Consider the following 20,854-nt stretch of genomic DNA (forward strand, 5'->3'; position numbering starts at 1 on the left):
CCGGACGGTCCGGCAGCCCTCGTCACGCACCCTTCAGATGCCGCGTCAGCCGCTCGAAGTCCTGCCAGCCCGACAGGTCGGACGGATCACCCGGCAGGGGGTAGTACCACGCGGGACGCGATCTGGGGCCGAGCTGAACAGGCGCTGCGGACAGGGGAGTACGCCGGGCGCGGTCGCCCGGTAGCGCGCGGACCTCGTCGGCGCCCAGTACGAAGGCGAGCGGGACGCCGGGGCCTTCGAAGCGGGGCGGCACGGCGAGATCGCGGCGGGCTTTGCGCAGTTGTACGAGCATCGACTGGAGCCGGTGGCGGGTGGCGAGCACCTCGGCGGCCCGGGGCAGCGTGTCCAGCGGCATCTTCTCGTCAGCTCCGTAGCCGAACGCGAGCGTCACCTCCTCCTCCACCCCCGCGGGCGTGCGGGTGACCCGCACGGTGGCGAGGCCGGGCCGGTCCGGACCGCCGACGACCACGGCCCAGGTCGGTCGGGGGGCGCGGTCGAAGGCGAGGTCCGTGAGGCGCCGCGGTGACCAGGGGAGGTTCGCGGGTTCCGCCGTCCCCCAGCCCGCCGGAGGCGCACCGGTGAGCTCGCGCCACACCGACTCCAGGCCGCCGCCGAGCACCAGGCGGTCGTCTGCTGGGTGGACCGAGCGGAACGTCACCGCCAGCTGCCGCTCGCCGGTGTCCGACACCTCCCCGTAGGACGCGGCGACCAGGCTCTGTGGTTCGCCGTCGGTCGCAGCGGGTCCTGCGACCGGCGCGAAGATGCCGTCCTGCCAGCGCAGCACGGCTCCCGAGAGCCCGTCGTAGTAGCCGTCCCGTTCGTCCTGGACGATCCATCGGGACGGCCACGTCCCCAGCAGGTGGCGTACGGCGGGGGAGAGCGTGGTCCCGGGTGGTGCGACGACCTGGAGTCCGAGCCCGGCCTCCGTGGCCGCCCGGTAGGCATCCGCGAGCCAGGCCGTCAGGGCGACCACCGGACGGTCCTGGATGACGACGGCGACCTTCTCGGTGAGTACGTCGACGGCGGGGACCGCGGCGGCAGGGGTGGGGGCGACGCTCACACCGTCGGAGGGCACCACGGCCAGTGAACGGGCGGCCTCCGCGGGCCAGGCGGAGCCACCGGCCAGGTGGGCGAGCCGGGCGGCGAACGTGCCCGCGAGCTGCTCGGCCTCCGCGACACCGGTGGTGGCGCGGGCCTCTGTCCACCAGAAGGGGACCGGCGGCGCCTTCGCTCCGAGGAGGCGTTCCGCCTCGCCGGCCACGTGGACGAGCAGCGGCGCCTCGACGGAGACCAGCGGACGCCCCTCCGGGTCGCAGAGCTGCACGACGGCTCCGTCGCCGTGGGTGCCCACCAGCTTGTCGGGGCCGCCGGAGAGCAGCCCCACGAGCACACTCCACGGGTCGGGCATACGGGTGGTGAGGGCGATGACGTCCTTCGTCATGGGATCGTTCGGTCCTTCGTCGTTCGTAGCGGTGTGCCGAGTGTCATCCGGGCGTGTACACCGTCTGGATCAGGCGGTTCGCCTGGCCCCTGCGGATCAGCACACCGCGTCCCGCCGGCTGCCGGTTCGCGTACACGCCGGGGAACAGCTGGCCTTCGCTGCGGTCACCGTCCATGAGGACGCCCGAGGCCCCCGACTCGCGCAGACCCTGCACCAGCGGCTCGTACATCCCGCGCGACGCGCCCGCGACCCGGCGGGTCAGGACGAAGTGGAGACCGATGTCGACCGCTGACGGGATGTAGGGCATGAAGGGGGAGAGCGGCGACTGACCGGCCGTGGTCAGCACGTCGTAGTCGTCGACGAGGACCACGATGCGCGGCCCGCCGCCCCAGCTGCCGGGCTCCACGTCCTCGATGTCCGCGTTCTCGTCGGGCAGCCGCTTCTCCAGTTCGGTGGCGATTCCGGCGGAGAGGCCCGCGCACAGTCTGGTGTTGTACGCGTAGCCGCCGTTGAACTCCTTCGGGATCGCGCCGCGCAGGCTCCGTCTCGGGTCCATGACGGCGAAGACCAGCTCGTCCTCCCCGTAGCGGTCGATGAGTCCGTGGGCGACGGTCCTGAGGAGATTCGTCTTGCCGCACTCGCTGTCACCCATGACCAGCAGGTGCTGGTCATGGTGGAAGAGATCGAGCAGAACAGGGGCGAGCGCCGTCTGGTCCAGGCCGATCGGCACCCGGTGGGGTTCGGCTGCCGGGCCCGGCAGGAGATGAGGTTCCAGGACCGACGGCAGGACCCGTACCGGCTGGGCGACCTCACCGCTCCAGGTGGCGCGGACCGTACGGGCCGTGCGGTCGAGGACGGCCCCCAGACCGGTGGCGTCCGCGCGTCCGTCCGTACGCGGGAGCGCGGTCTGGGCGAAGAGCTTGCCGTCGGTCAGGGCACGGCCGGGCTCGTCGGGTGACAGCGTCTCGGCGAGCTTGCGATCGATGCTGGACTCGGCGGGGTCGTTCAGCCGCAGCTCGACCCGGGTGCCGAAGGCCGACTGGGTGGCGATGCGCACGTCGTTCCAGCGGAGCATGCCCGCGACGACGTGGATGCCGTAACCGCCGCCGCGCTTGAGGATGTCGACGACCGCGTCGTCCAGCTCCTCGAAGTCGTCGCGCAGCGCGCCGAACCCGTCGAGGACCAGCACGATCTCGGCGGAGGCCAGCCCGGGCAGCCGTCCCGCCGCGTGCAGGGTGCGCAGTTGCCCGACGGAGTCGATGCCGTGCTCACGGAAGAGGTGTTCCCGCGCCCCGAGCATGTTCCGCACCTCCTCGACCGTGCGGGCCGCACGCTCGCGGTCGGCGCGGCCGGCGATGCCGCCCACGTGCGGCAGGCCCGACAGGGCCTGGAGGCCGCCGCCGACCAGGTCGAGGCCGTAGACGCCGACCTCCTGCGGGGTGTGCGTCAGCGCGAGCGAGAGGACGAGCGTGCGCAGGAGCGTCGTCTTGCCGGACTGCGGCCCGCCGATGACGGCGGCATGCCCGCCCGCCACCGTGAGGTCCAGGTACCACGGGCCCTGCCACTGCTTCGTGGGGTCGTCGAGCAGACCGAGCGGAATCTGCAGCGGGCCCTGCCGACCGGCGAGCCGCATACCGCGCGGACCGGCGTCCAGCGGCCCCGCGACCTTGTCCAGGGTGACCGCGCCGGGCAGCGGGGGCAGCCAGATGCTCCGCACCGGTCCGGCGGCCCCCTCCAGCTGTCCGACGACGACGCCCATCTCGGTCGGCCCCGTCTCCCGGCGCCGCGACGAGGGCTCCTGCGGGCCGGAGCCGTTCGGTGCTGTCAGGGTGTTGAACGCTTCGTACTCCAGGGCGAGCGGTCCGGTCTCCGCCTCGTCCGCGCGCGGTACGGGGCCCCGGTAGCCGCCGGAGACGTAACTGGCCTTGAAACGCTCGTAATGACTGGTGTCGACCTTGAGGTAGCCGAAACCGGGCAGCGGGGGCAGGTGGAACGCGTCCGTGGTGTCCAGGACGGTTCGCGACTCGTCGGCGGAGAAGGTGCGCAGGCCGAGCCGGTACGAGAGGTAGGTGTCCAGACCCTTGAGTCTGCCGCCCTCGATGCGCTGGCTGGACAGCAGCAGATGCACGCCGATGGAGCGCCCGATACGGCCGATGGACAGGAACAGATCGATGAAGTCGGGCTTGGCGGTGAGGAGTTCCCCGAACTCGTCGATGACGACGAACAGGTGCGGCAGTGGGTCCAGGTCGGGCCGCTTCTCGGCACGCAGCGCGGCGTAGTCACCGATGTCGGCGACGTTGCCCGCGTCCTTGAGTGTCTGCTGGCGGCGCTTCACCTCACCGGCGAGGGAGGCGTGGACACGCTCGACGAGGCCTGCCTGGTTCTCCAGGTTGGTGATGACCCCGGCGACGTGGGGCAGCTTCGCGAACGGCGCGAAAGTCGCACCGCCCTTGTAGTCGACGAGTACCAGGGCGAGGTCATCGGGCGGGTGCGTGGCGACCAGGGCGAGGACCAGGGAGCGCAGCAGCTCTGACTTTCCCGAACCGGTGGCGCCGACACACAGGCCGTGCGGGCCCATGCCGAGCTCCGAGGACTCCTTGAGGTCGAGCAGCACCGGTTCGTGCGTGTCGCTGACGCCGATGGGCACGCGCAGGAAGGCGCGTTCGCCGCGCGGGGCCCACAGCCGTGCCAGGTCGAGGTGCGCGACGTCGTCGATCCCGAGCAGACCGGCGAAGCCGACGGGACCCGACAGAGGGGCGTCCACCAGCGACTCGGCGGACAGCCGCAGCGGGGCCAGCATCCGGGCCAGGCCCTCGGCGAAGGGGATGCCGACCTCGTCGACGGTGCCGTGCGCGCTGACAGGCTCGGGGTCGCGCAGGTCCTCGATGCGTACCCGGGTGCCCTCGACGGTGATCCGGATGCCGACGTGTCCCGGCTCCTGGACGCGCTGTTCGAGCAGGTGCAGGACGGTGACACCCATGTCACGCAGGCCGACCGCGTCGTCGGGGAGCGGCAGGTCGACGGCATCCTCGCCGTGTCTGTCGGTCACGACGAGGAGACGGGAGGACATGGACAGGGCATCGCGCCCGGCCAGGCCTCGGCGCACCTCGGCCGCGTAGGACGCGCGGCGGCGCAGGTCGGCGCCGAGCCGCCGGGCGAGCTGAAGGGCCGACGGGGCGATGCGCCGGGCGGCGACCGGACCGTCGAGCTGCTCGACGTCCAGGAGATGGGGCAGCCACTTCGCCCACTCCCAGTCGGCGATCCGGTCGCCGGGCACGGCGAGCGCCATCGCCACGTCGTCGGGGGCATGCGTCGCGGCGGTCTGGACGAGCAGGGCGCGGACCACCCGCAGGCAGTCCTCGCGGGGGCCGATGACGCTGATGTTCCCGACCCGGTCGAGCGGCACCGTGAGGGGCAGCTCGGTCCCCGTGCGGAAGCGCTTCATCAGCGCCGACGCCTCGTTGAGCATGAAGAGGTCCGGCGGAGTGAGGACGGAGGAGCCCTGATCGGCGATGCTCAGGTCACGTACGGGCATCTCCCCGGTGCCGGCCCGCACACGCAGGAAGTCCGCGTCGACACGGCGGCGTTCCCACAGACGTGCGGGGTCCCGCGCGATGTCGTACAGGGCGTGCGGGGGCGGGTTGAGTACATCGGCGCGCTCGCGGCGCGCTCGCTCCTCCGCGGCGAGCTCCTCACGCAGGTCCTCGACGTAGGCGAGATAGGCCTCCCTCTGGGTGCGGCGGGTGCGCTGGGCCTTGCCGCGCTGGGAGAGGAGGAGCGCGACGGAACCGACGACGGTCACGACGAGGATGATCGCGCCCAGCGCGGCGAACTGGCTGTTGCGTACGACGGTCATCATCACGACGGACGACATGACCCCGGCGACGGGGAGCAGCGACATCGCGATGTTGCCCGCCTTCCCCTCGGGAAGGTTGGGCGGGGCCTCGATGGTGCGTGCCGGTGTGGCGGCCGGCGGCCGGATGGTCCTGGCCGGACGGTGTATCAGGCGGGTGCTCATGGACGTCCGTCACTCACGGTCGGGCTCGGCATGGGGTCAGCGACGCTTCTGCGACAGTTCGAACACGTCCGCGGCGAGCCGGGTGACGGCCTGCCGCGTCGCGTGCGCGAGCAGCTCGGTACGGATCGCCCCGCCGGCGGCCAGATGGCGGTCGAACGGGAGGACCTGGACGCTCGCCCCGGTGGACGCGAGCTTCCGCGCGGCCTTGTCGAGGTCGATTCCCGGCCGGGGCGTCTGTTCGGTGAGTACGACGACCGTGCCCTCGATCACATGGCGGGGCAGCGCCTGGATCCACTCGAGCACGTTGTGGGTGCTCGTGATGCCCTCCAGCGTGGCCGGGGCGGTCAGTACACGGGCCTGGGACGCGGAGAGCGCGACCCGGGCGACCTCGGCGGGCAGCGTCTCGCAGTCGACGACCGTCACGCCGAAGTAGCGCCGCAGGGAGACCATCACCCGCTCGTAGGCCCTGGTGTCCAGCATCGCGCCGATCCGGCCCTGACTGCCGGGCAGCAGCCAGGCCTTGCCGGGGAGTTGGACGAGATAGCCGGTGACGTCGAGCAGGGACATCTGTGGCTCGACGATGCCCGCCATGTCGCCGGTGGTCCAGCGCAACGACTGGGCGCCGAGCCGCAGCGGCAGCGAGCCGAGTGCCGGGTCCGCCTCGACGAGCAGGACGGGGTCCTGCCTGTAGTGCGCGTACGTGGTGCCGAGCAGCGCGGCGACGGTCGACTTGCCGGCGCCACCCCTGATCGAGGTGACGGCGATCTGTCGGCCGGTCGTCACGGGGTGCTGGAGGCGCTCGGCGGTGCGGGTGATCTCGGCCACCTCGCGCGCCGCTGACGAGGAAACGATTCGGCGCAAACCGCGCACCGCCCGGGACGCGAAGGGCTCGCCGTGCCGCGGCGTGCGCACCGCTCCGGCCAGGCCGTCGTCCGTCACGGGCCGGGAGTCGGGGGCGGTACGGGGCGGCCTGCCGGCGGGGGTGGAGGGGGAGGCAGCCGGCTGTTCCCTGCCCTGCCCGCCCGGGTGCTCGGGCGGAGCGACCGCACGAGCGGCGTCCGGCGGCGGGGACAGACCGGGCCCCGACGCGGGAGTGTCGCTGCCGGGGGCGGGGCCGGTGCCGCCCCGCCCGGTGGGCGCGGCCGCGCCCCTCAGGTCGCGCAGTACGTCGCCCTGCCAGTTGTCCGTGTTCGGCATGTCCGTCTTTCCCCTCCACCGCCCCGCCTCAGCGGAGCGCCCGCACGTTGACTCAGAACTTGTCGAGCAGCTGTCCGAACACACCGAACACACCCACAGCGAGCGGGAAGAGGGCCACCATGCCGATCGATTCGACCAGATCCGCGGTGCGGCGCAGCCGGACCCGCACATGCTCCGGCGGCTCGAACGCCAGCACCAGCAGGGGCAGCAGCGCTGCCGCACCGAGCACGGCGATCGCCCCCGCGCCCCCGGCATGCTGCGTCCACAGCGTCATCAGGCGTACGAGGAGGACTCCGGCGGCGGCTACGAGCGCCACCACCTCCACGACCAGGGGGAACGCACGTGCCCTCGACAGAAGCACCACGGCGACCACCGAGGCCAGCACCACCGTCCACGCGGTCGGCTGCCCGGCCGAGGCGAGCAGCCAGCCGGCCGCGGCCGCCGAGACGGCGGTGACCAGCGTCGCGAGTGCCAGTCCCCGGTGCGTGGCCGCGAGGGCGTTGCCCACCTCGTGACGGCTGACGGAGACGCCGCCGGAGCGGCGGTCGTCGAGTGCGGTGAGTCCGGACGCCATCAGGGCGATTCTCGGCAGCACTCCGAGCAGCACGACGGAGAAGACCGCCATGGCGGCTCCCAGCCGGACCGGGTCCTGCTGGAGGGCGGCAGCGCATTCCCACACCACGGTGATCGAGGCGGTCGCCGCGGCGCCGATCAGCCCGCCGCGGCCGAGCGGCGAGAAATATCCGAGCAGCACCAGCGTCAGGACCAGCGCGCCCGCGACGGCGGCCAGACGAACGGCTCCCGCCCAGTCGTACGCGTCGGCCGCGGTCCAGGCGGTGAGCACCCCGAGACCGCCGGAGACGGACAGCAGCGCGGTGGCCAGCCCGAGGTTGCCCTGCTTCGCCCTGGCGGCGAGCGCACCAGCGGTCAGGAGAACGAACGTGACCAGGGCGAGGACACCGGCGAGGGCGCCGAGCGAGAACTCCTGGCGAGCGAGCAGCGCGGCGATCACCGCGAAGACGGTGGTCGCCACACCCGCACTGGTCCGGCGTGCGACCGGACGCCAGCGCCAGGCCCGCAGATCGAGGTCGTCGGCCACCTGGTCCGTGACGTCATGCACGACGGGGGCGGGGGGCGCGGCATGGGACCTGACGAGCCGGAGCACGGCGCCGTCGGATATCCCGGCCGACGCCAGAGTGCTGTCGTGCGGCAGTGCCGAGCCGTCGGACGTCAGCAACTGCCGGGTCAGCGGGCGCGAGGCGACCCGGTCGTCGAGCAACTGGAGAATGTCCGGCAGCAATTGCCCGATCGGTGTGTCGGAGGGCAGGACGATGTCGGCCCGACGCCGTTCGCCGACCAGGGTCACCCGGCTCAGTTCCGTCCGGGATGTCATTGCTGTGCTCGCCACTTACGGCAACCTATCATCGCGATGTAGGGAGATTCCGGGCCAACTGCGTACAGCGGTAGGGTCGTTCTCCACCATTCCCGGAGAAGGCTCGCCGCGGGCCCGGGAAACCTGGCGACCTGTCCGGCTTCTTTCCGGATCCCCCTCGGGCAGGGCTATTTCGCCGGTTCCGGCGCGGTCGCGGGCTGCTCGTACTCCTGGGTCCGACGCTGCTGCTCCGCCTGCTGTTCCGCCAGGGTGTGCTGGAGAAAGGACCACCCCACGCATCCCGCGCACAGGACAGCCGCGACAGCGACCCCCGCGAATGCCTTCCCGAGCCGTTCGTCCGCCGTACGCCGTGCCCGCTGCGCACCGAACAGGAGCGCGTCCCGCATCCGCCGGCGGCGTACCCCCACCGATTCCAGCAGTTGGCTGTCGTAATCCCGTGCCATTCCGCTTCCGCCCCCCTCGCTTTGCCTGTGCAACATAAGGCATCGGTACGAGGCGGTGCACCTCAGGGGCGCCTGCTTTCCAGCCGTCCGAGGCTCCGTCGCCCATGGCCCGGCCCTTCGTCAGCGCAGCGCGAACCACAGCTCCGTCCGTACGTCCATGTCGTCCAGATCCGCGTCCAGCAGCGCCGCGCACCGGGCGATGCGCTGGCGGACCGTGTTGCGGTGGACCCTGAGGGCCACGGCCGTCCGGTCCCAGCTGCCGTGCAGGCTCAGCCAGCAGCGCAGGGTCTCGGCCAGGGGTCCGGTGAGCGGGGCCAGCAGGGTGCGGGCGTGCGCCTCCGCCCGGTCGGCGGGGATCAGGCCGGCCAGGCCTCCGACGCCCGGACGGTGCGTGGCCAGCGGGGAACGGGTGGCCTCCGCGCGGCCCAGGGCGCGGGCCGCCTGGGTGTCGGCCGTGGGCAGGGCCGTGACGGGGGAGGGGGCGGAGGCACCGAGGACCCAGCCCGTCCGCGCCGTCACCTCGCGAGGGCCGGTGAGCAGGACCCGTACCGTTTCGCGGTCCGCGTCGACCAGGGCGGAGCCCAGCGACGTACCGAGGGACCCGGCGGTGAGCGGGTCGGGGACCGCGCCGTCCGCGCGGCGGGCATGCACCACCGTCCAGGGAGCGCCGTCGTCGGCCAGGAGCGGGGCCGCCTCCCCCGGGGACGCCCCCAGCAGCATCCGTACGAGCGCCGCCGAGCGGCCCGCCGCGTCCACGCCCTGGTGCGGGGCGGTCAGCAGGGCGAGCAGGACGACGGCGATCTGGGCGACGGTGTGGTCGCCGGGACCGCGCCGGCGGGTGGCCAGGCCCAGAGCCAGGCCCTGGCCGCCGCCCAGCGCGTAGGCGGCCAGCTGCGCGCCGTCCAGGGTGTCGGTCGCGGAGGCGGGCGAGGCCCGTCGGCCGGAGGAGACCACCCGGGACAGCCGGGCCAGGGCGGCACGCTCCTGTGGCGGCGGAGCGCCGCCCGCCGCGTGCAGCTCCTCGCCCCGCGCCGTGAGCAGCACCACCCGGCCCTCCAGCTGTACGGCGAGCTGGTGCAGCACCGCGGGCACCGGGTCGGGGCGCGCCGCGGCGGCGGCCAGGGCCTGCTGGGCGCGGGTCACCCGGCGCAGCTCGCGGTGACGGGCCTGTGCCATCAGCCGCCACACCGCGCGCGCGATCGCGGTGAAGGGGGTCTGCGGGGGCACTTCCAGCAGCGGCAGCCCGTGCCGGTCGCAGGCCTCCACCAGCGCGGCCGGCACCGCGTCGTGCACCGGCGCCACCCCGAAACCGAGCGCCGCCGCCCCCGCCTCCACCAGCCGGGCCACATACGTGTCCGCGTCGGTGAGCAGCACCCCGGCGCTCAGCAGCAGCTCACCGCCGAGCAGATACGGATACGGATCGGCCATCTCGGAGGTGTGCACCCACAGCAGGTCCGCCCGGTCCGGTCCGGCGATCCTGCGCAGCCCCAGCTCCTCCCGGGCCAGCAGCTCGGTCAGCGGGACCGGCGGGGTCGGCGGCGCCGGAGGTCCGGCGGCGGAGTCCGGCATGGATGTTCCATCCGTTCGGTGGGCCGAGAGTGGATGAAACGTACACTTCAGCGTGGGCTTCCCGCCACCTACCGTCTTCACCGGGCACGACCCGTGCCCGGGGCGCCCCCACGCGGCGCACCACCCGTAGAGCCCGAAGGAAAGGCACCCCGCCCCATGAGCAGCAACGAAGCGCCGCGCGGCCCCGTCGACTCCTCCCGCATCCCGCGGTACGCCGGTCCCGCGACGTTCGCCCGGCTGCCCCGGCTCGACGAGGTCGGCTCCGCCGATGTCGCCGTCGTCGGCGTGCCCTTCGACAGCGGCGTCTCCTACCGCCCCGGCGCCCGCTTCGGCGGCAACGCCATCCGTGAGGCCTCCCGGCTCCTGCGCCCCTACAACCCGGCTCAGGACGCCTCCCCCTTCGCCCTCGCCCAGGTCGCCGACGCCGGGGACATCGCCGCGAACCCGTTCGACATCAACGAGGCCGTCGACACGGTCGAGGCCGCCGCCGACGACCTGCTCTCCACCGGCGCCCGCCTGATGACGCTCGGCGGCGACCACACCATCGCGCTGCCCCTGCTGCGTTCCGTCGCCAAGAAGCACGGTCCCGTCGCCCTGCTCCACTTCGACGCGCACCTGGACACCTGGGACACCTACTTCGGCGCCGAGTACACCCACGGCACCCCGTTCCGCCGGGCCGTCGAGGAGGGCATCCTCGACACCGAGGCCCTCTCCCACGTCGGTACGCGCGGCCCGCTGTACGGCAAGAAGGACCTCACCGACGACGCCAGGATGGGCTTCGGCATCGTCACCTCCGCCGACGTCATGCGGCGCGGCGTCGACGAGATCGCCGACCAACTGCGGCAGCGCATCGGCGACCGGCCGCTCTACATCTCCATCGACATCGACGTCCTGGACCCGGCGCACGCCCCCGGCACCGGCACCCCCGAGGCCGGCGGCCTCACCTCGCGCGAGCTCCTGGAGATCCTGCGCGGCCTGACCTCCTGCCACCTGGTCTCGGCCGACCTGGTCGAGGTGGCCCCCGCCTACGACCACGCGGAGATCACCTCCGTCGCCGCCTCCCACACCGCCTACGAGCTGACGACGATCATGGCCCGCCAGATCGCGGCCGAGAAGGGAGCGCGGGGCAGGTGAGCCACGACCACGACGACCGGCCGCGGCTCACCCCCGCACAGGCCGAGGCGGCGTTGAACACCCCGCCCGGACGCAACGGCGGCGACCTCGTGACCGAGACCCTCCAAGGCCTCGGCGCCACCACCGTCTTCGGACTGCCCGGCCAGCACGCGCTGGGCATGTTCGACGCACTGCGCCGCTCCTGCCTCACGTACGTCGGTCTGCGCGTCGAGAACAACGCCGGCTTCGCCGCCGACGCCTACGGCCGGATCACCGGCGAGGTCGCCCCGCTGCTCCTGTCCACCGGACCCGGTGCGCTGACCTCGCTGGCCGCGCTCCAGGAGGCGGCGGCGGCGTCCGCGCCCGTGCTGGCGGTCTGCAGCCAGATCCCGACCGCCGGGCTCGGCGGCGGGCGCCACGGCTATCTGCACGAACTGCGCGACCAGCGGTCCTCGTTCCGCGACATCGTGAAATCCGTGCACACCGTGCGCACGGCCTCGCAGATCCCGTCCGCGATCGCCGCCGCCTGGGAGTCCGCGCTCACCGCCCCGCACGGGCCCGTCTGGGTGGAGATCCCGCAGGACGTGCTGCTCGCCGAGACGGTCCTGCCGCCCGTCAGCGCCCTCGACGCAACCCCGCGCGAGGTGTACCCGCGCCCGGAGCTGACCCTCGTCGCGGCCCGTCTGCTGTCGCACGCCGAGCGGCCCGCGATCATCGCGGGCGGCGGCGTCGTACGGTCCGACGCGAGCGGCAAGCTGCGCGCGCTCGCCGAGAGGATCAACGCCCCCGTCGTCACCACCTTCGGCGGCAAGGGCGCCTTCCCCTGGGAGCACCCGCTCTCGCTCCGGTCCTGGCTGGAGGACCGGCACACCACGGACTTCCTGGAGTCCGCGGACGTGCTGCTGGTCGTCGGCTCCGGGCTCGGTGAACTCTCCTCGAACTACCACACGTTCGCGCCGCGCGGCCGGGTCGTCCAGATCGAGGCGGACGCCGGGAAGCTGGAGTCCAACCACCCCGCACTCGGCATCCACTCCGATGCCCGCGAGGCCCTCTCCGACCTCCTCGACACGGTGGAGGCCCGCCCGGACGACACCGCCGCCGAGCGCGTCCGGACGGTGCTGCGGGCCGTCCACGACCGGATCGCCGCCCAGGACCTCACCCTGGAACAGCAGGTGCTCGCGTCCGTCCGGGAGGCGCTGCCCGACACCTCGCCCAGCTTCTGGGACATGACGATCCTCGCCTACTGGGCCTGGTCCGCCTTCGACGCCCGCCACCCGAACACCATGCACTCGGCACAGGGCGCGGGCGGCCTCGGCTACGCCTTCCCGGCCGCGCTCGGCGCCGCGGTGGCCGACCCCACGAAGCCGGTCCTCGCGGTCTCCGGGGACGGCGGCGCGATGTACTCGATCGCCGAGCTCGCCACCGCCCGGCAGCACGACCTGGCCGTCACCTGGCTGATCGTCGACGACGGCGGTTACGGCATCCTGCGCGAGTACATGACGGGCGCCTTCGGCGAGGCCACGGCGACGGAGCTCTCCCGCCCGGACTTCGTGGCCCTGGCCGGGTCCTTCGGCGTCCCCGCCGTCCGCACGACACCGGAGACCCTGGCCACCGACCTGGGCAAGGCCCTGGCGGCTCCGGGGCCGTCGGTCGTGGTGCTTCCCGCGCTGCTGAAGATGTTCGAGCCGACGCACCTGTAGCCGGGTCGGCGGCCCGCCCGGCGCCCGGCCATGGGCCCGGAATCGTTGCGGCGGGATGAAATCCGCAGCTGAGCGTGTTGGTGTCGTGCGGTAGGTCCGGCGATGTGGTGGGGCGAACGGGAGGCACGGGGTGGCGGTCGCGAAGGAACAGGGCGCGAAACAGGGCCCGGAACAAGGCGCGGAGCCGCAGAGCTGGGGCCGGCGGCTGACGGGGTACGCCTGGCGCTACCGGCGCAACGTCCTGCTGGCCCTGGGCTCGTCGCTCGCCGGCATGGCCGTGATGGCCCTCGTACCGCTCATCACCAAGGTGATCATCGACGACGTCGTCGTCGACCACACCCGCTCCCTCGGCGTCTGGACCGGGCTGCTCATCGGGGCGGCCGTCCTCGTCTACGTCGCCACGTACATCCGCCGCTACTACGGCGGCCGGCTCGCCCTCGACGTCCAGCACGACCTGCGGACGGACATCTACACGACCCTCACCCGGCTGGACGGGAAGCGGCAGGACGAGCTGTCCACCGGGCAGGTCGTCGGGCGGGCCACCAGCGACCTGCAGCTGATCCAAGGGCTCCTCTTCATGCTCCCGATGACCATCGGGAACATCCTGCTCTTCCTCATCTCCCTGGTGATCATGGCGTGGCTGTCGCTGCCCCTGACCCTCGTCGCCCTCGCCGTCGCCCCCGCCCTCTGGTTCATCGCCCGCCGCTCCCGCACCCGCCTCTTCCCCGCCACCTGGTACGCCCAGGGCCAGGCCGCCGCCGTAGCCGGAGTGGTCGACGGGGCCGTCTCCGGGGTGCGGGTCGTCAAGGGGTTCGGGCAGGAGGAGCAGGAGACCGGCAAGCTCCGTGAGGTCGGCCGCAGGCTCTTCGCGGGCCGGATGCGCACCATCAGGCTGAACTCCCGCTACACCCCCGCCCTCCAGTCCGTCCCCGCCCTCGGCCAGGTCGCGATGCTGGCGCTGGGCGGCTGGCTCGCCACCCGCGGCGAGATCACCCTCGGTACGTTCGTCGCCTTCTCCACCTACCTCGCCCAGCTCGTCGGCCCCGTCCGGATGCTCGCCCTGGTCCTCACCGTCGGCCAGCAGGCCCGCGCCGGAGTGGAGCGCGTCCTGGAGCTGATCGACACCGAGCCGTCCATGCGCGACGGCACGAAGGAGCTCCCCGCCGACGCCCCGGCGAGAGTCGAGTTCGAGGACGTCCGTTTCGGGTACGCCGCCGACCGCCCCGTGCTCGACGGGTTCTCCCTCACCATCGAGCCCGGCGAGACCGTCGCCGTCGTCGGTGCCTCCGGCAGCGGCAAGTCCACCGTCTCGCTCCTGCTGCCCCGCTTCTACGACGTGACGCACGGCGCCGTCCTGGTCGGCGGCCACGACGTCCGCGAGCTGACCCAGGACTCGCTCCGGGCCGCGATCGGACTCGTCCCGGAGGACAGCTTCCTCTTCTCCGAGTCGGTCGGCGCCAACATCGCTTACGGGGTCCCCGGAGCCACCCGGGAGCAGATCGAGCGGGCCGCACGCGCCGCCCAGGCCCACGGCTTCATCTCCGAGCTGCCCGACGGGTACGACACCAAGGTCGGTGAGCACGGGCTCACCCTCTCCGGCGGCCAGCGCCAGCGTGTCTCGCTGGCCCGCGCCATCCTCACCGACCCCCGGCTGCTCCTCCTCGACGACGCCACCTCCGCCGTCGACGCCCGGGTGGAGCACGAGATCCACGAGGCCCTGGCGCAGGTCATGGCCGGCCGCACCACCCTGCTGATAGCGCACCGCCGCTCCACCCTCGGCCTCGCGGACCGCATCGCCGTCCTCGACCGGGGACGGCTCGCCGACATCGGCACGCACGCGGAGCTGGAGGAGCGCTCCGCGCTCTACCGGCGGCTGCTCACCGACCCGGACGAGCTGGGCGGCACCTCACCGGGCCACCAGGCGGTCACGGCCGGGCTGCCCGAGGACGACGACCGCGCGCTCCACGAGGAGCTGGACGCCGAGTTCGACGCCGAGCGCGGCATCACCCCCGAGCTGTGGATCCGCAAGGAGGAGCCGCGTGACGCGGCGGCGGCCGGGATGCCCGCCACCCCGGAGCTGCTCGCGCAGGTCGAAGCGCTGCCTCCCGCCACCGACACCCCCGGCATCGACGAGGCGAGCGCCGTCCGGCCGGAGGAGTCGTACGGGCTGCGCAGGCTGCTGCGCGGCTTCGGGCTGCCGCTGCTGGTGAGCCTGGGCCTGGTCGCCGTGGACGCGGGCATGGGCCTGCTCCTGCCCGTGCTGATCCGGCACGGCATCGACGACGGCGTCACCCAGATGGCGCTCGGCGCGGTCTGGGCGGCGGCGGGACTCGGTCTGCTGGCCGTCCTCGTCCAGTGGGCGGCGCAGATCGGGGAGACCCGCATGACGGGCCGTACCGGCGAACGCGTCCTGTACTCCCTGCGCCTCAAGATCTTCGCGCAGCTCCAGCGCCTCGGCCTCGACTACTACGAGCGCGAGCTGACCGGCCGGATCATGACCCGCATGACGACGGACGTCGACGCGCTGTCGACCTTCCTGCAGACCGGTCTGGTCACCGCCTTCGTCTCCGTCGTCACCTTCTTCGGCATCTCGGTCGTGCTCCTCGCCCTCGACGTCCAGCTGGCCCTGGTCGTCTTCGCGACGCTGCCGGTGCTGGTCGTCGGCACGTTCTTCTTCCGCCGCAAGAGCGTCCAGGCGTACGAGCTCGCGCGTGAACGCATCAGCGTCGTCAACGCCGACCTCCAGGAGTCCGTCTCCGGGCTGCGGATCGTGCAGGCGTTCCGGCGCGAGCACGACGGCGCCGAGCGGTTCGCGACGCGCAGCGACCACTACCGCCAGGCCCGGGTGCGCGGGCAGTGGCTGATCTCCGTCTACTTCCCGTTCGTGCAGCTGCTGGCCTCGGTCGCGGCGGCCGCCGTGCTGATCGTCGGTGCGGGACGCGTCGACGACGGCACGCTGACGACGGGTGCGCTGGTCGCCTACCTGCTCTACATCGAGCTGTTCTTCGCCCCCGTGCAGCAGCTGTCCCAGGTCTTCGACGGCTACCAGCAGGCCACCGTCTCGCTCGGCCGGATCCAGGAGCTCCTCCGGGAGCCGACGTCCACGGCCGACCACGACCGGCCGCAGGACGTGACGTCGCTGCACGGCGACATCGCGTTCGAGGACGTGTCGTTCGCGTACGGATCGCTCGACGACGCGACCGTGAAGGAGGAGGCCCTCACCGGCATCGACCTGCGGATCCCGGCCGGCCAGACGGTCGCCTTCGTCGGTGAGACGGGCGCCGGCAAGTCCACCCTGGTCAAGCTCGTCGCCCGGTTCTACGACCCGACGGACGGGCGCGTCACCGTGGACGGTACGGATCTGCGCACCCTCGACATGACCGCGTACCGGCACCGGCTCGGCGTCGTACCGCAGGAGGCCTACCTCTTCGCGGGCACGGTCCGTGACGCCATCGCCTACGGGCGGCCCGAGGCCACCGACGCCCAGGTGGAGGCGGCGGCCCGGGCGGTCGGGGCGCACGAGATGATCGCCACCCTGGAGGACGGCTACCTGCACGAGGTCGCCGAACGCGGCCGCAACCTCTCGGCCGGCCAGCGCCAGCTGATCGCCCTCGCCCGCGCCGAGCTGGTCGACCCCGACATCCTGCTGCTCGACGAGGCGACCGCCTCCCTGGACCTCGCCAGCGAGGCCCTGGTCAACCAGGCCACCGACCGGCTCACCGGCCGCCGCACCACGCTCGTCGTCGCCCACCGGCTGACGACGGCGGCCCGCGCCGACCGGGTCGTGGTGATGGCCCACGGCAGGGTCGCCGAGGACGGCACGCATGACGAACTCCTCGCCAGGGAAGGCCGGTACGCGCGGCTGTGGCGCACCTTCGTAGGAGAGGACGTAGGAGAGGACGCCCCGGCGGGTGTGTGACGCCCGGCGTCCGCCCGCCGGAGGGAACCTTTCCGCCCGCCCCGCGCGTCGTACGCACATGCGTACCTATGTGTGCACGAAGGCCGGAGGTCCGATGGAACAGGTGGGGTGGCCGGGATGGTGAGACCGCTGAGGTCGTCGCGACCGTCGGGAGGATCCGTCGCCAGGCGGGTGGGCGCCGGACTGCTCGTCCTGCCCCTGCTCGGGGCGGTCGGCCTGGTCCAGGGCACCTCCGGGGCGACTCAGGCGCACGCCGCGTCGGCGTGTTCCGGACGGCTGGTCAAGAAGGTGACGTTCTCCACCGGTTCGCTGCGCGTCTACGAGAGCCGCGCCTACGCGTGCGCCGTCACCGTCGCCAAGAAGCCGGGCACGCGCCGCGCGATGCGGGTGTCGCTGCAGCCGCGCGGCGGCCGGGCGGCCGTCGACAGCGGGAACTTCACGAAACTGGCCGGGCCGGTCACGGTCCACGCGCTGAACCGCTGCGTCCGCGCGTCCGGTTCCGTCGCCGGGGTGTCCGGATCCACCGGGTGGATCCTGTGCTGAGATCCGGCCGGGTCTGGCGTGGCAGGTGTTACCCCCGCTAGGTTCACGGCGTCTGTCGTGAATCAAGGGGAGGGTGCATGCGCAAGGCGCTCAGAGGGGTTCTGTCGCTCGCGGTGCTCATAGGCACGGTGAGTGCGACGGGAGCCTCGGCCGGTGCGGCTACCGCCGCGGAACCGACCGCGAAGCAGAGCAGCGGCTTCACCAGCAGCAGCGAGAGCAGTAGCGAGGACATCAAGGACCGCATCCTGGCCATCCCGGGAATGAGTCTGATCCAGGAGAAGCCTTACCCCGGCTACCGCTTCTTCGTCCTCGAGTACACCCAGCCGATCGACCACAAGCAGCCGTCCAAGGGCACCTTCCAGCAGCGGATCACCCTGCTGCACAAGGACACGACCCGTCCGACGGTCTTCTTCACGAGCGGCTACCACGTCTCCACCAATCCCAGCCGCAGTGAGCCGACGCAGATCATCGACGGTAACCAGGTCTCCCTGGAGTACCGTTTCTTCACCCCGTCCCGCCCGGAGCCCGCCGACTGGTCGAAGCTCGACATCTGGCAGGCCGCCAGCGACCAGCACCGCGTCTTCACCGCGCTGAAGAAGATCTACTCCGAGAACTGGCTGACCACCGGCGGCTCCAAGGGCGGCATGACCGCCACCTACTTCGAGCGCTTCTACCCGAAGGACATGGACGGCGTCGTCGCCTATGTCGCGCCCAACGACGTGGTGAACAAGGAGGACTCGGCGTACGACCGGTTCTTCGCGAAGGTCGGCACCCAGGAGTGCCGCGACCGGCTGACCGGAGTCCAGCGCGAGGCCCTCGTCCGGCGCGAGCAGCTGGGGAAGAAGTACGAGGCGTACGCCGCCGAGAACGGCTACACCTTCGACACCGTCGGGTCGCTCGACAAGGCCTACGAAGCCGTCGTCATGGACTACGTCTGGGCGTTCTGGCAGTACAGCAAGGTCGCCGACTGCGCGTCCCTGCCGGCCGACGCCCCGTACGCCACCGACGAGGAGATCTGGGACTCGGTCGACGCCATCTCCGGCTTCTCCGCCTACGCCGACCAGGGCCTGGAGGCGTACACGCCGTACTACTACCAGGCGGGCACCCAGCTCGGTTCGCCCGACATCGCCCAGCCCTGGCTGGGCGACCTGAGCCGCTACGGCTACCAGCCGCCGCGCTCCTTCGTCCCGCGCTCCATCCCGATGACGTTCCAGCCCTCGGCGATGCGGGACGTCGACAGCTGGGTCAGGAACAACGCCCGGCGCATGATGTACGTCTACGGGCAGAACGACCCGTGGGGTGCCGAGCCCTTCCGCCTGGGCAAGGGCGCCCGTGACAGCTACGTCTACACGGTGCCGGGCGGCAACCACGGCGCCAAGGTCTCCGGTCTCGTCGACGACGAGAAGGCGAAGGCCACCGCGGCCATCCTGCGCTGGGCCGGCGTGGCCCCGGCGGCCGTCGAGGCCGACCCGGCCAAGGCGAAACCGCTCGCGAAGTTCGACGCGCGCCTCGACAAGCGGGACGCGGAGCTGGAGCGGAACGGCGGCACACTGCGGCCGTAGGGCTCCCGTCCGGACCGGGCCGGGTCCTGACCGGTCGTCCGGCCGCGCGCACCGGGTGGATCCACACCCGGTGCGCGCGGCGCACGCCCTTCCCGATGCCGGTTCGCCCCCCCAGGCCGGCTACGTCCGGTACGACAGTCCGTAGCCGACCGGGTACAGCGTCTGCGTGGGTGCGTCCGCGCGCTGCACCGGCACCGGCAGCCTGCCCTCCGGCTCCGCCCGTCCGGCGATCACACGGGCGGCGGCCCGTAGTTCGACGTCCGTCCAGGAGTACGTGGCAAGGCTCGCGGTGTAACCGGTGCCGGCCAGCCGGGCGATGTCGTAGGGGTTGCGGATCGCCACCGTGACCACCGGGACCCCGGTCGCCGCGAGGGCGCTGACCAGGGTGCGCTGGGAGCTGGTCGCCGAGACGTTGTACGTGCCCACGATCACGGCGTCCTTGCCCTGTGCGGCGGCCACCGCCTCGGCGATCTTCGCCTGGGAGGGGGCCGTGCCGGTGGACAGGACGGTCGCCGTGAACCCCAGCTCCTCGAAGGCCCCGGCGAGTGTGGTGGTCGGCGGCCCCGTCGTGCCGGACGGGGAGGCCGGGTCCGCGCCGACCACGAGCAGGTTCCGGTGGGACCGGCGGGACAGCGGCAGCAGCGAACCGGTGTTGGCGAGCAGCGTGGTCGTGTGCTCGGCGATCCGGTCGGCGGCGGCCAGATGGGCGGGGACGCCGACGGTGCGGTCCACACCCCGGGCCGTGACGTAGGGGTCGCGGAAGAGGCCCAGCTTCGCCTTCAGCCGCAGGATGCGCAGGACCGATTCCTCGACGCGGGCCACGCTGATCTCACCGCTCTTCACGGCCTCCAGGACGGCGTTCCAGGCCACGGACAGATTCGGCGGGTTGAGCAGCTGGTCGACGCCGGCCTGCAGCGCGAGTACGGGGACGCGATCGTCTCCGTACTTCGTGCGGACCCCCTCCATGCCGAGGGAGTCGGTGACCACGACACCGTCGTAGCCGAGCTCCTCGCGCAGGATGCCGGTGAGGATCGGGCGGGACAGCGTGGCCGGGTCCTCCGAGGGGTCCAGGGCCGGGACCACGATGTGCGCCGTCATGATCGAGTCGATGCCCGCGGCGACGGCCGCCCGGAAGGGCGGGGCGTCCAGCTCGGCCCACTGCTCGCGGGTGTGGTGGATGTAGGGCAGCCCGGTGTGGCTGTCGGTGTTCGTGTCGCCGTGGCCGGGGAAGTGCTTGGCCGTGGCGGCGATCCCGGCGCCCTGATAGCCCTTCACCTGGGCGGCGACCAGGCCCGCCACCGAGTCGGGGTCGGAGCCGAAGGAGCGCACCCCGATGACCGGGTTGGCCGGGTTGACGTTGACGTCGGCGACCGGGGCGTAGTTCTGGTTGATGCCGACGGCAGCCAGTTCGGCCCCCGCGATGCGGCCCGCCGCGCGCGCGTCGGAGCGCGAGCCGCCCGCGCCCAGGGCCATCGCGCCCGGGAGCAGCGTGGCGGGCTCGCCGACGCGGCAGACGATCCCGTGCTCCTGGTCCGTGGAGACGAGGAGCGGCAGGGGCGTCGGCCCGGCGAGCCCGGCCCGCTGGATGCCGTTGGAGAGAGCGGCGATCTGGTGCGGGTCGCGGGTGTTGTGCGCCCAGGCGAAGTAGATGATCCCGCCGACGTGGTACGTGGAGATCAGCTCGGCGGCGGTGCGGACCCCGATCTCGCTGAGGTTGGCGTCGATGTCCGCCTGGTCGGGCGCGGTGGCGGAGTGCCCGTACACCCGCATCACGAAGAGCTGGCCGACCTTCTCCTCCAGGCTCATCCGGGCGATGAGCCGCTTGAGGCGGCTGTCCGTGGAGGTGCCGGACGCCTGAGCGGCGCCGGGGACGGCGACGACGCCGGTCGCGGCCGCGACGGCGGTGGCTGCGGTGGCGGTGAGGAGGGTGCGTCTGGAGGTGCGGTGGTGCACGTG

12 protein-coding genes are annotated in these 20,854 nt (G+C 72.7%); 5 read left to right on the forward strand and 7 right to left on the reverse strand.

The features are described 5' to 3' along the window. Positions 1–22 precede the first annotated feature (22 nt). The 6 genes from AB0F38_RS01320 to AB0F38_RS01345 form a co-directional block, all read right to left on the reverse strand. Positions 23–1,441, reverse strand: coding sequence for a DUF6177 family protein (locus AB0F38_RS01320; protein WP_361884936.1), 1,419 nt, complete (start codon positions 1,439–1,441; stop codon positions 23–25). A 43-nt stretch (positions 1,442–1,484) separates the two neighbouring features. Further along, on the reverse strand, positions 1,485–5,459 hold the full coding sequence (gene eccCa, locus AB0F38_RS01325; protein WP_361884938.1) for a type VII secretion protein EccCa: 3,975 nt from the start codon (positions 5,457–5,459) through the stop codon (positions 1,485–1,487). A gap of 36 nt (positions 5,460–5,495) precedes the next feature. Beyond that, entirely contained in the window at positions 5,496–6,656 is a 1,161-nt protein-coding gene (locus AB0F38_RS01330; protein ID WP_361884940.1) for a MinD/ParA family protein, read from the reverse strand. A gap of 52 nt (positions 6,657–6,708) precedes the next feature. Next, on the reverse strand, positions 6,709–8,049 hold the full coding sequence (gene eccD, locus AB0F38_RS01335) for a type VII secretion integral membrane protein EccD (protein WP_361886698.1): 1,341 nt from the start codon (positions 8,047–8,049) through the stop codon (positions 6,709–6,711). Positions 8,050–8,216: 167 nt separating this feature from the next. Next, positions 8,217–8,492, reverse strand: coding sequence for a hypothetical protein (locus AB0F38_RS01340; RefSeq protein WP_361884942.1), 276 nt, complete (start codon positions 8,490–8,492; stop codon positions 8,217–8,219). A gap of 120 nt (positions 8,493–8,612) precedes the next feature. Beyond that, a complete protein-coding gene (locus AB0F38_RS01345) occupies positions 8,613–10,061 on the reverse strand; it encodes a PucR family transcriptional regulator (RefSeq protein ID WP_361884944.1) in 1,449 nt (482 codons plus the stop codon). A gap of 156 nt (positions 10,062–10,217) precedes the next feature. On the opposite strand from AB0F38_RS01345, the gene speB reads away from it, so the two are divergent. From speB to AB0F38_RS01370, 5 genes are all read left to right on the forward strand, one after another. Beyond that, positions 10,218–11,195: an agmatinase gene (gene speB / locus AB0F38_RS01350; protein WP_361884946.1), complete on the forward strand. Its 978-nt coding sequence runs from the start codon at positions 10,218–10,220 to the stop codon at positions 11,193–11,195. Continuing rightward, complete coding sequence (locus AB0F38_RS01355; protein ID WP_361884948.1) at positions 11,192–12,874, forward strand: thiamine pyrophosphate-binding protein; 1,683 nt, start codon at positions 11,192–11,194, stop codon at positions 12,872–12,874. The genes speB and AB0F38_RS01355 overlap by 4 nt, the downstream gene beginning before the upstream one ends. A 130-nt stretch (positions 12,875–13,004) precedes the next feature. Next, the gene (locus AB0F38_RS01360) at positions 13,005–16,793 is read left to right on the forward strand and encodes an ABC transporter ATP-binding protein (RefSeq protein WP_361884950.1); all 3,789 of its coding nucleotides are present in this window, start codon (positions 13,005–13,007) and stop codon (positions 16,791–16,793) included. Positions 16,794–16,910: 117 nt separating this feature from the next. Next, a complete protein-coding gene (locus AB0F38_RS01365; protein WP_361884952.1) occupies positions 16,911–17,336 on the forward strand; it encodes a hypothetical protein in 426 nt (141 codons plus the stop codon). Positions 17,337–17,413: 77 nt separating this feature from the next. Continuing rightward, positions 17,414–18,898, forward strand: coding sequence for a S28 family serine protease (locus tag AB0F38_RS01370; protein ID WP_361884954.1), 1,485 nt, complete (start codon positions 17,414–17,416; stop codon positions 18,896–18,898). 120 nt (positions 18,899–19,018) lie between these two features. Here AB0F38_RS01370 and AB0F38_RS01375 read toward each other — a convergent pair whose 3' ends face one another. After that, positions 19,019–20,851 carry a glycoside hydrolase family 3 protein gene (locus AB0F38_RS01375; RefSeq protein WP_361884956.1) on the reverse strand — a complete coding sequence of 611 codons (1,833 nt, stop codon included), beginning with the start codon at positions 20,849–20,851 and terminating at the stop codon, positions 19,019–19,021. Positions 20,852–20,854: the final 3 nt, after the last annotated feature.

Source organism: Streptomyces sp. NPDC025273 (assembly GCF_040638585.1).
Classification (GTDB): Bacteria; Actinomycetota; Actinomycetes; order Streptomycetales; family Streptomycetaceae; genus Streptomyces; species Streptomyces cinereorectus.

Excerpts from the sequence above, each read along its gene's own strand:
- eccD (WP_361886698.1), bottom strand. The coding sequence starts at position 8,049 with ATGACATCCCGGACGGAACTGAGCCGGGTGACCCTGGTCGGCGAACGG.
- AB0F38_RS01320 (WP_361884936.1), bottom strand. The coding sequence starts at position 1,441 with ATGACGAAGGACGTCATCGCCCTCACCACCCGTATGCCCGACCCGTGG.
- AB0F38_RS01330 (WP_361884940.1), bottom strand. The coding sequence starts at position 6,656 with ATGCCGAACACGGACAACTGGCAGGGCGACGTACTGCGCGACCTGAGG.
- AB0F38_RS01345 (WP_361884944.1), bottom strand. The coding sequence starts at position 10,061 with ATGCCGGACTCCGCCGCCGGACCTCCGGCGCCGCCGACCCCGCCGGTC.
- AB0F38_RS01370 (WP_361884954.1), top strand. The coding sequence starts at position 17,414 with ATGCGCAAGGCGCTCAGAGGGGTTCTGTCGCTCGCGGTGCTCATAGGC.
- AB0F38_RS01340 (WP_361884942.1), bottom strand. The coding sequence starts at position 8,492 with ATGGCACGGGATTACGACAGCCAACTGCTGGAATCGGTGGGGGTACGC.
- speB (WP_361884946.1), top strand. The coding sequence starts at position 10,218 with ATGAGCAGCAACGAAGCGCCGCGCGGCCCCGTCGACTCCTCCCGCATC.
- AB0F38_RS01365 (WP_361884952.1), top strand. The coding sequence starts at position 16,911 with ATGGTGAGACCGCTGAGGTCGTCGCGACCGTCGGGAGGATCCGTCGCC.
- eccCa (WP_361884938.1), bottom strand. The coding sequence starts at position 5,459 with ATGAGCACCCGCCTGATACACCGTCCGGCCAGGACCATCCGGCCGCCG.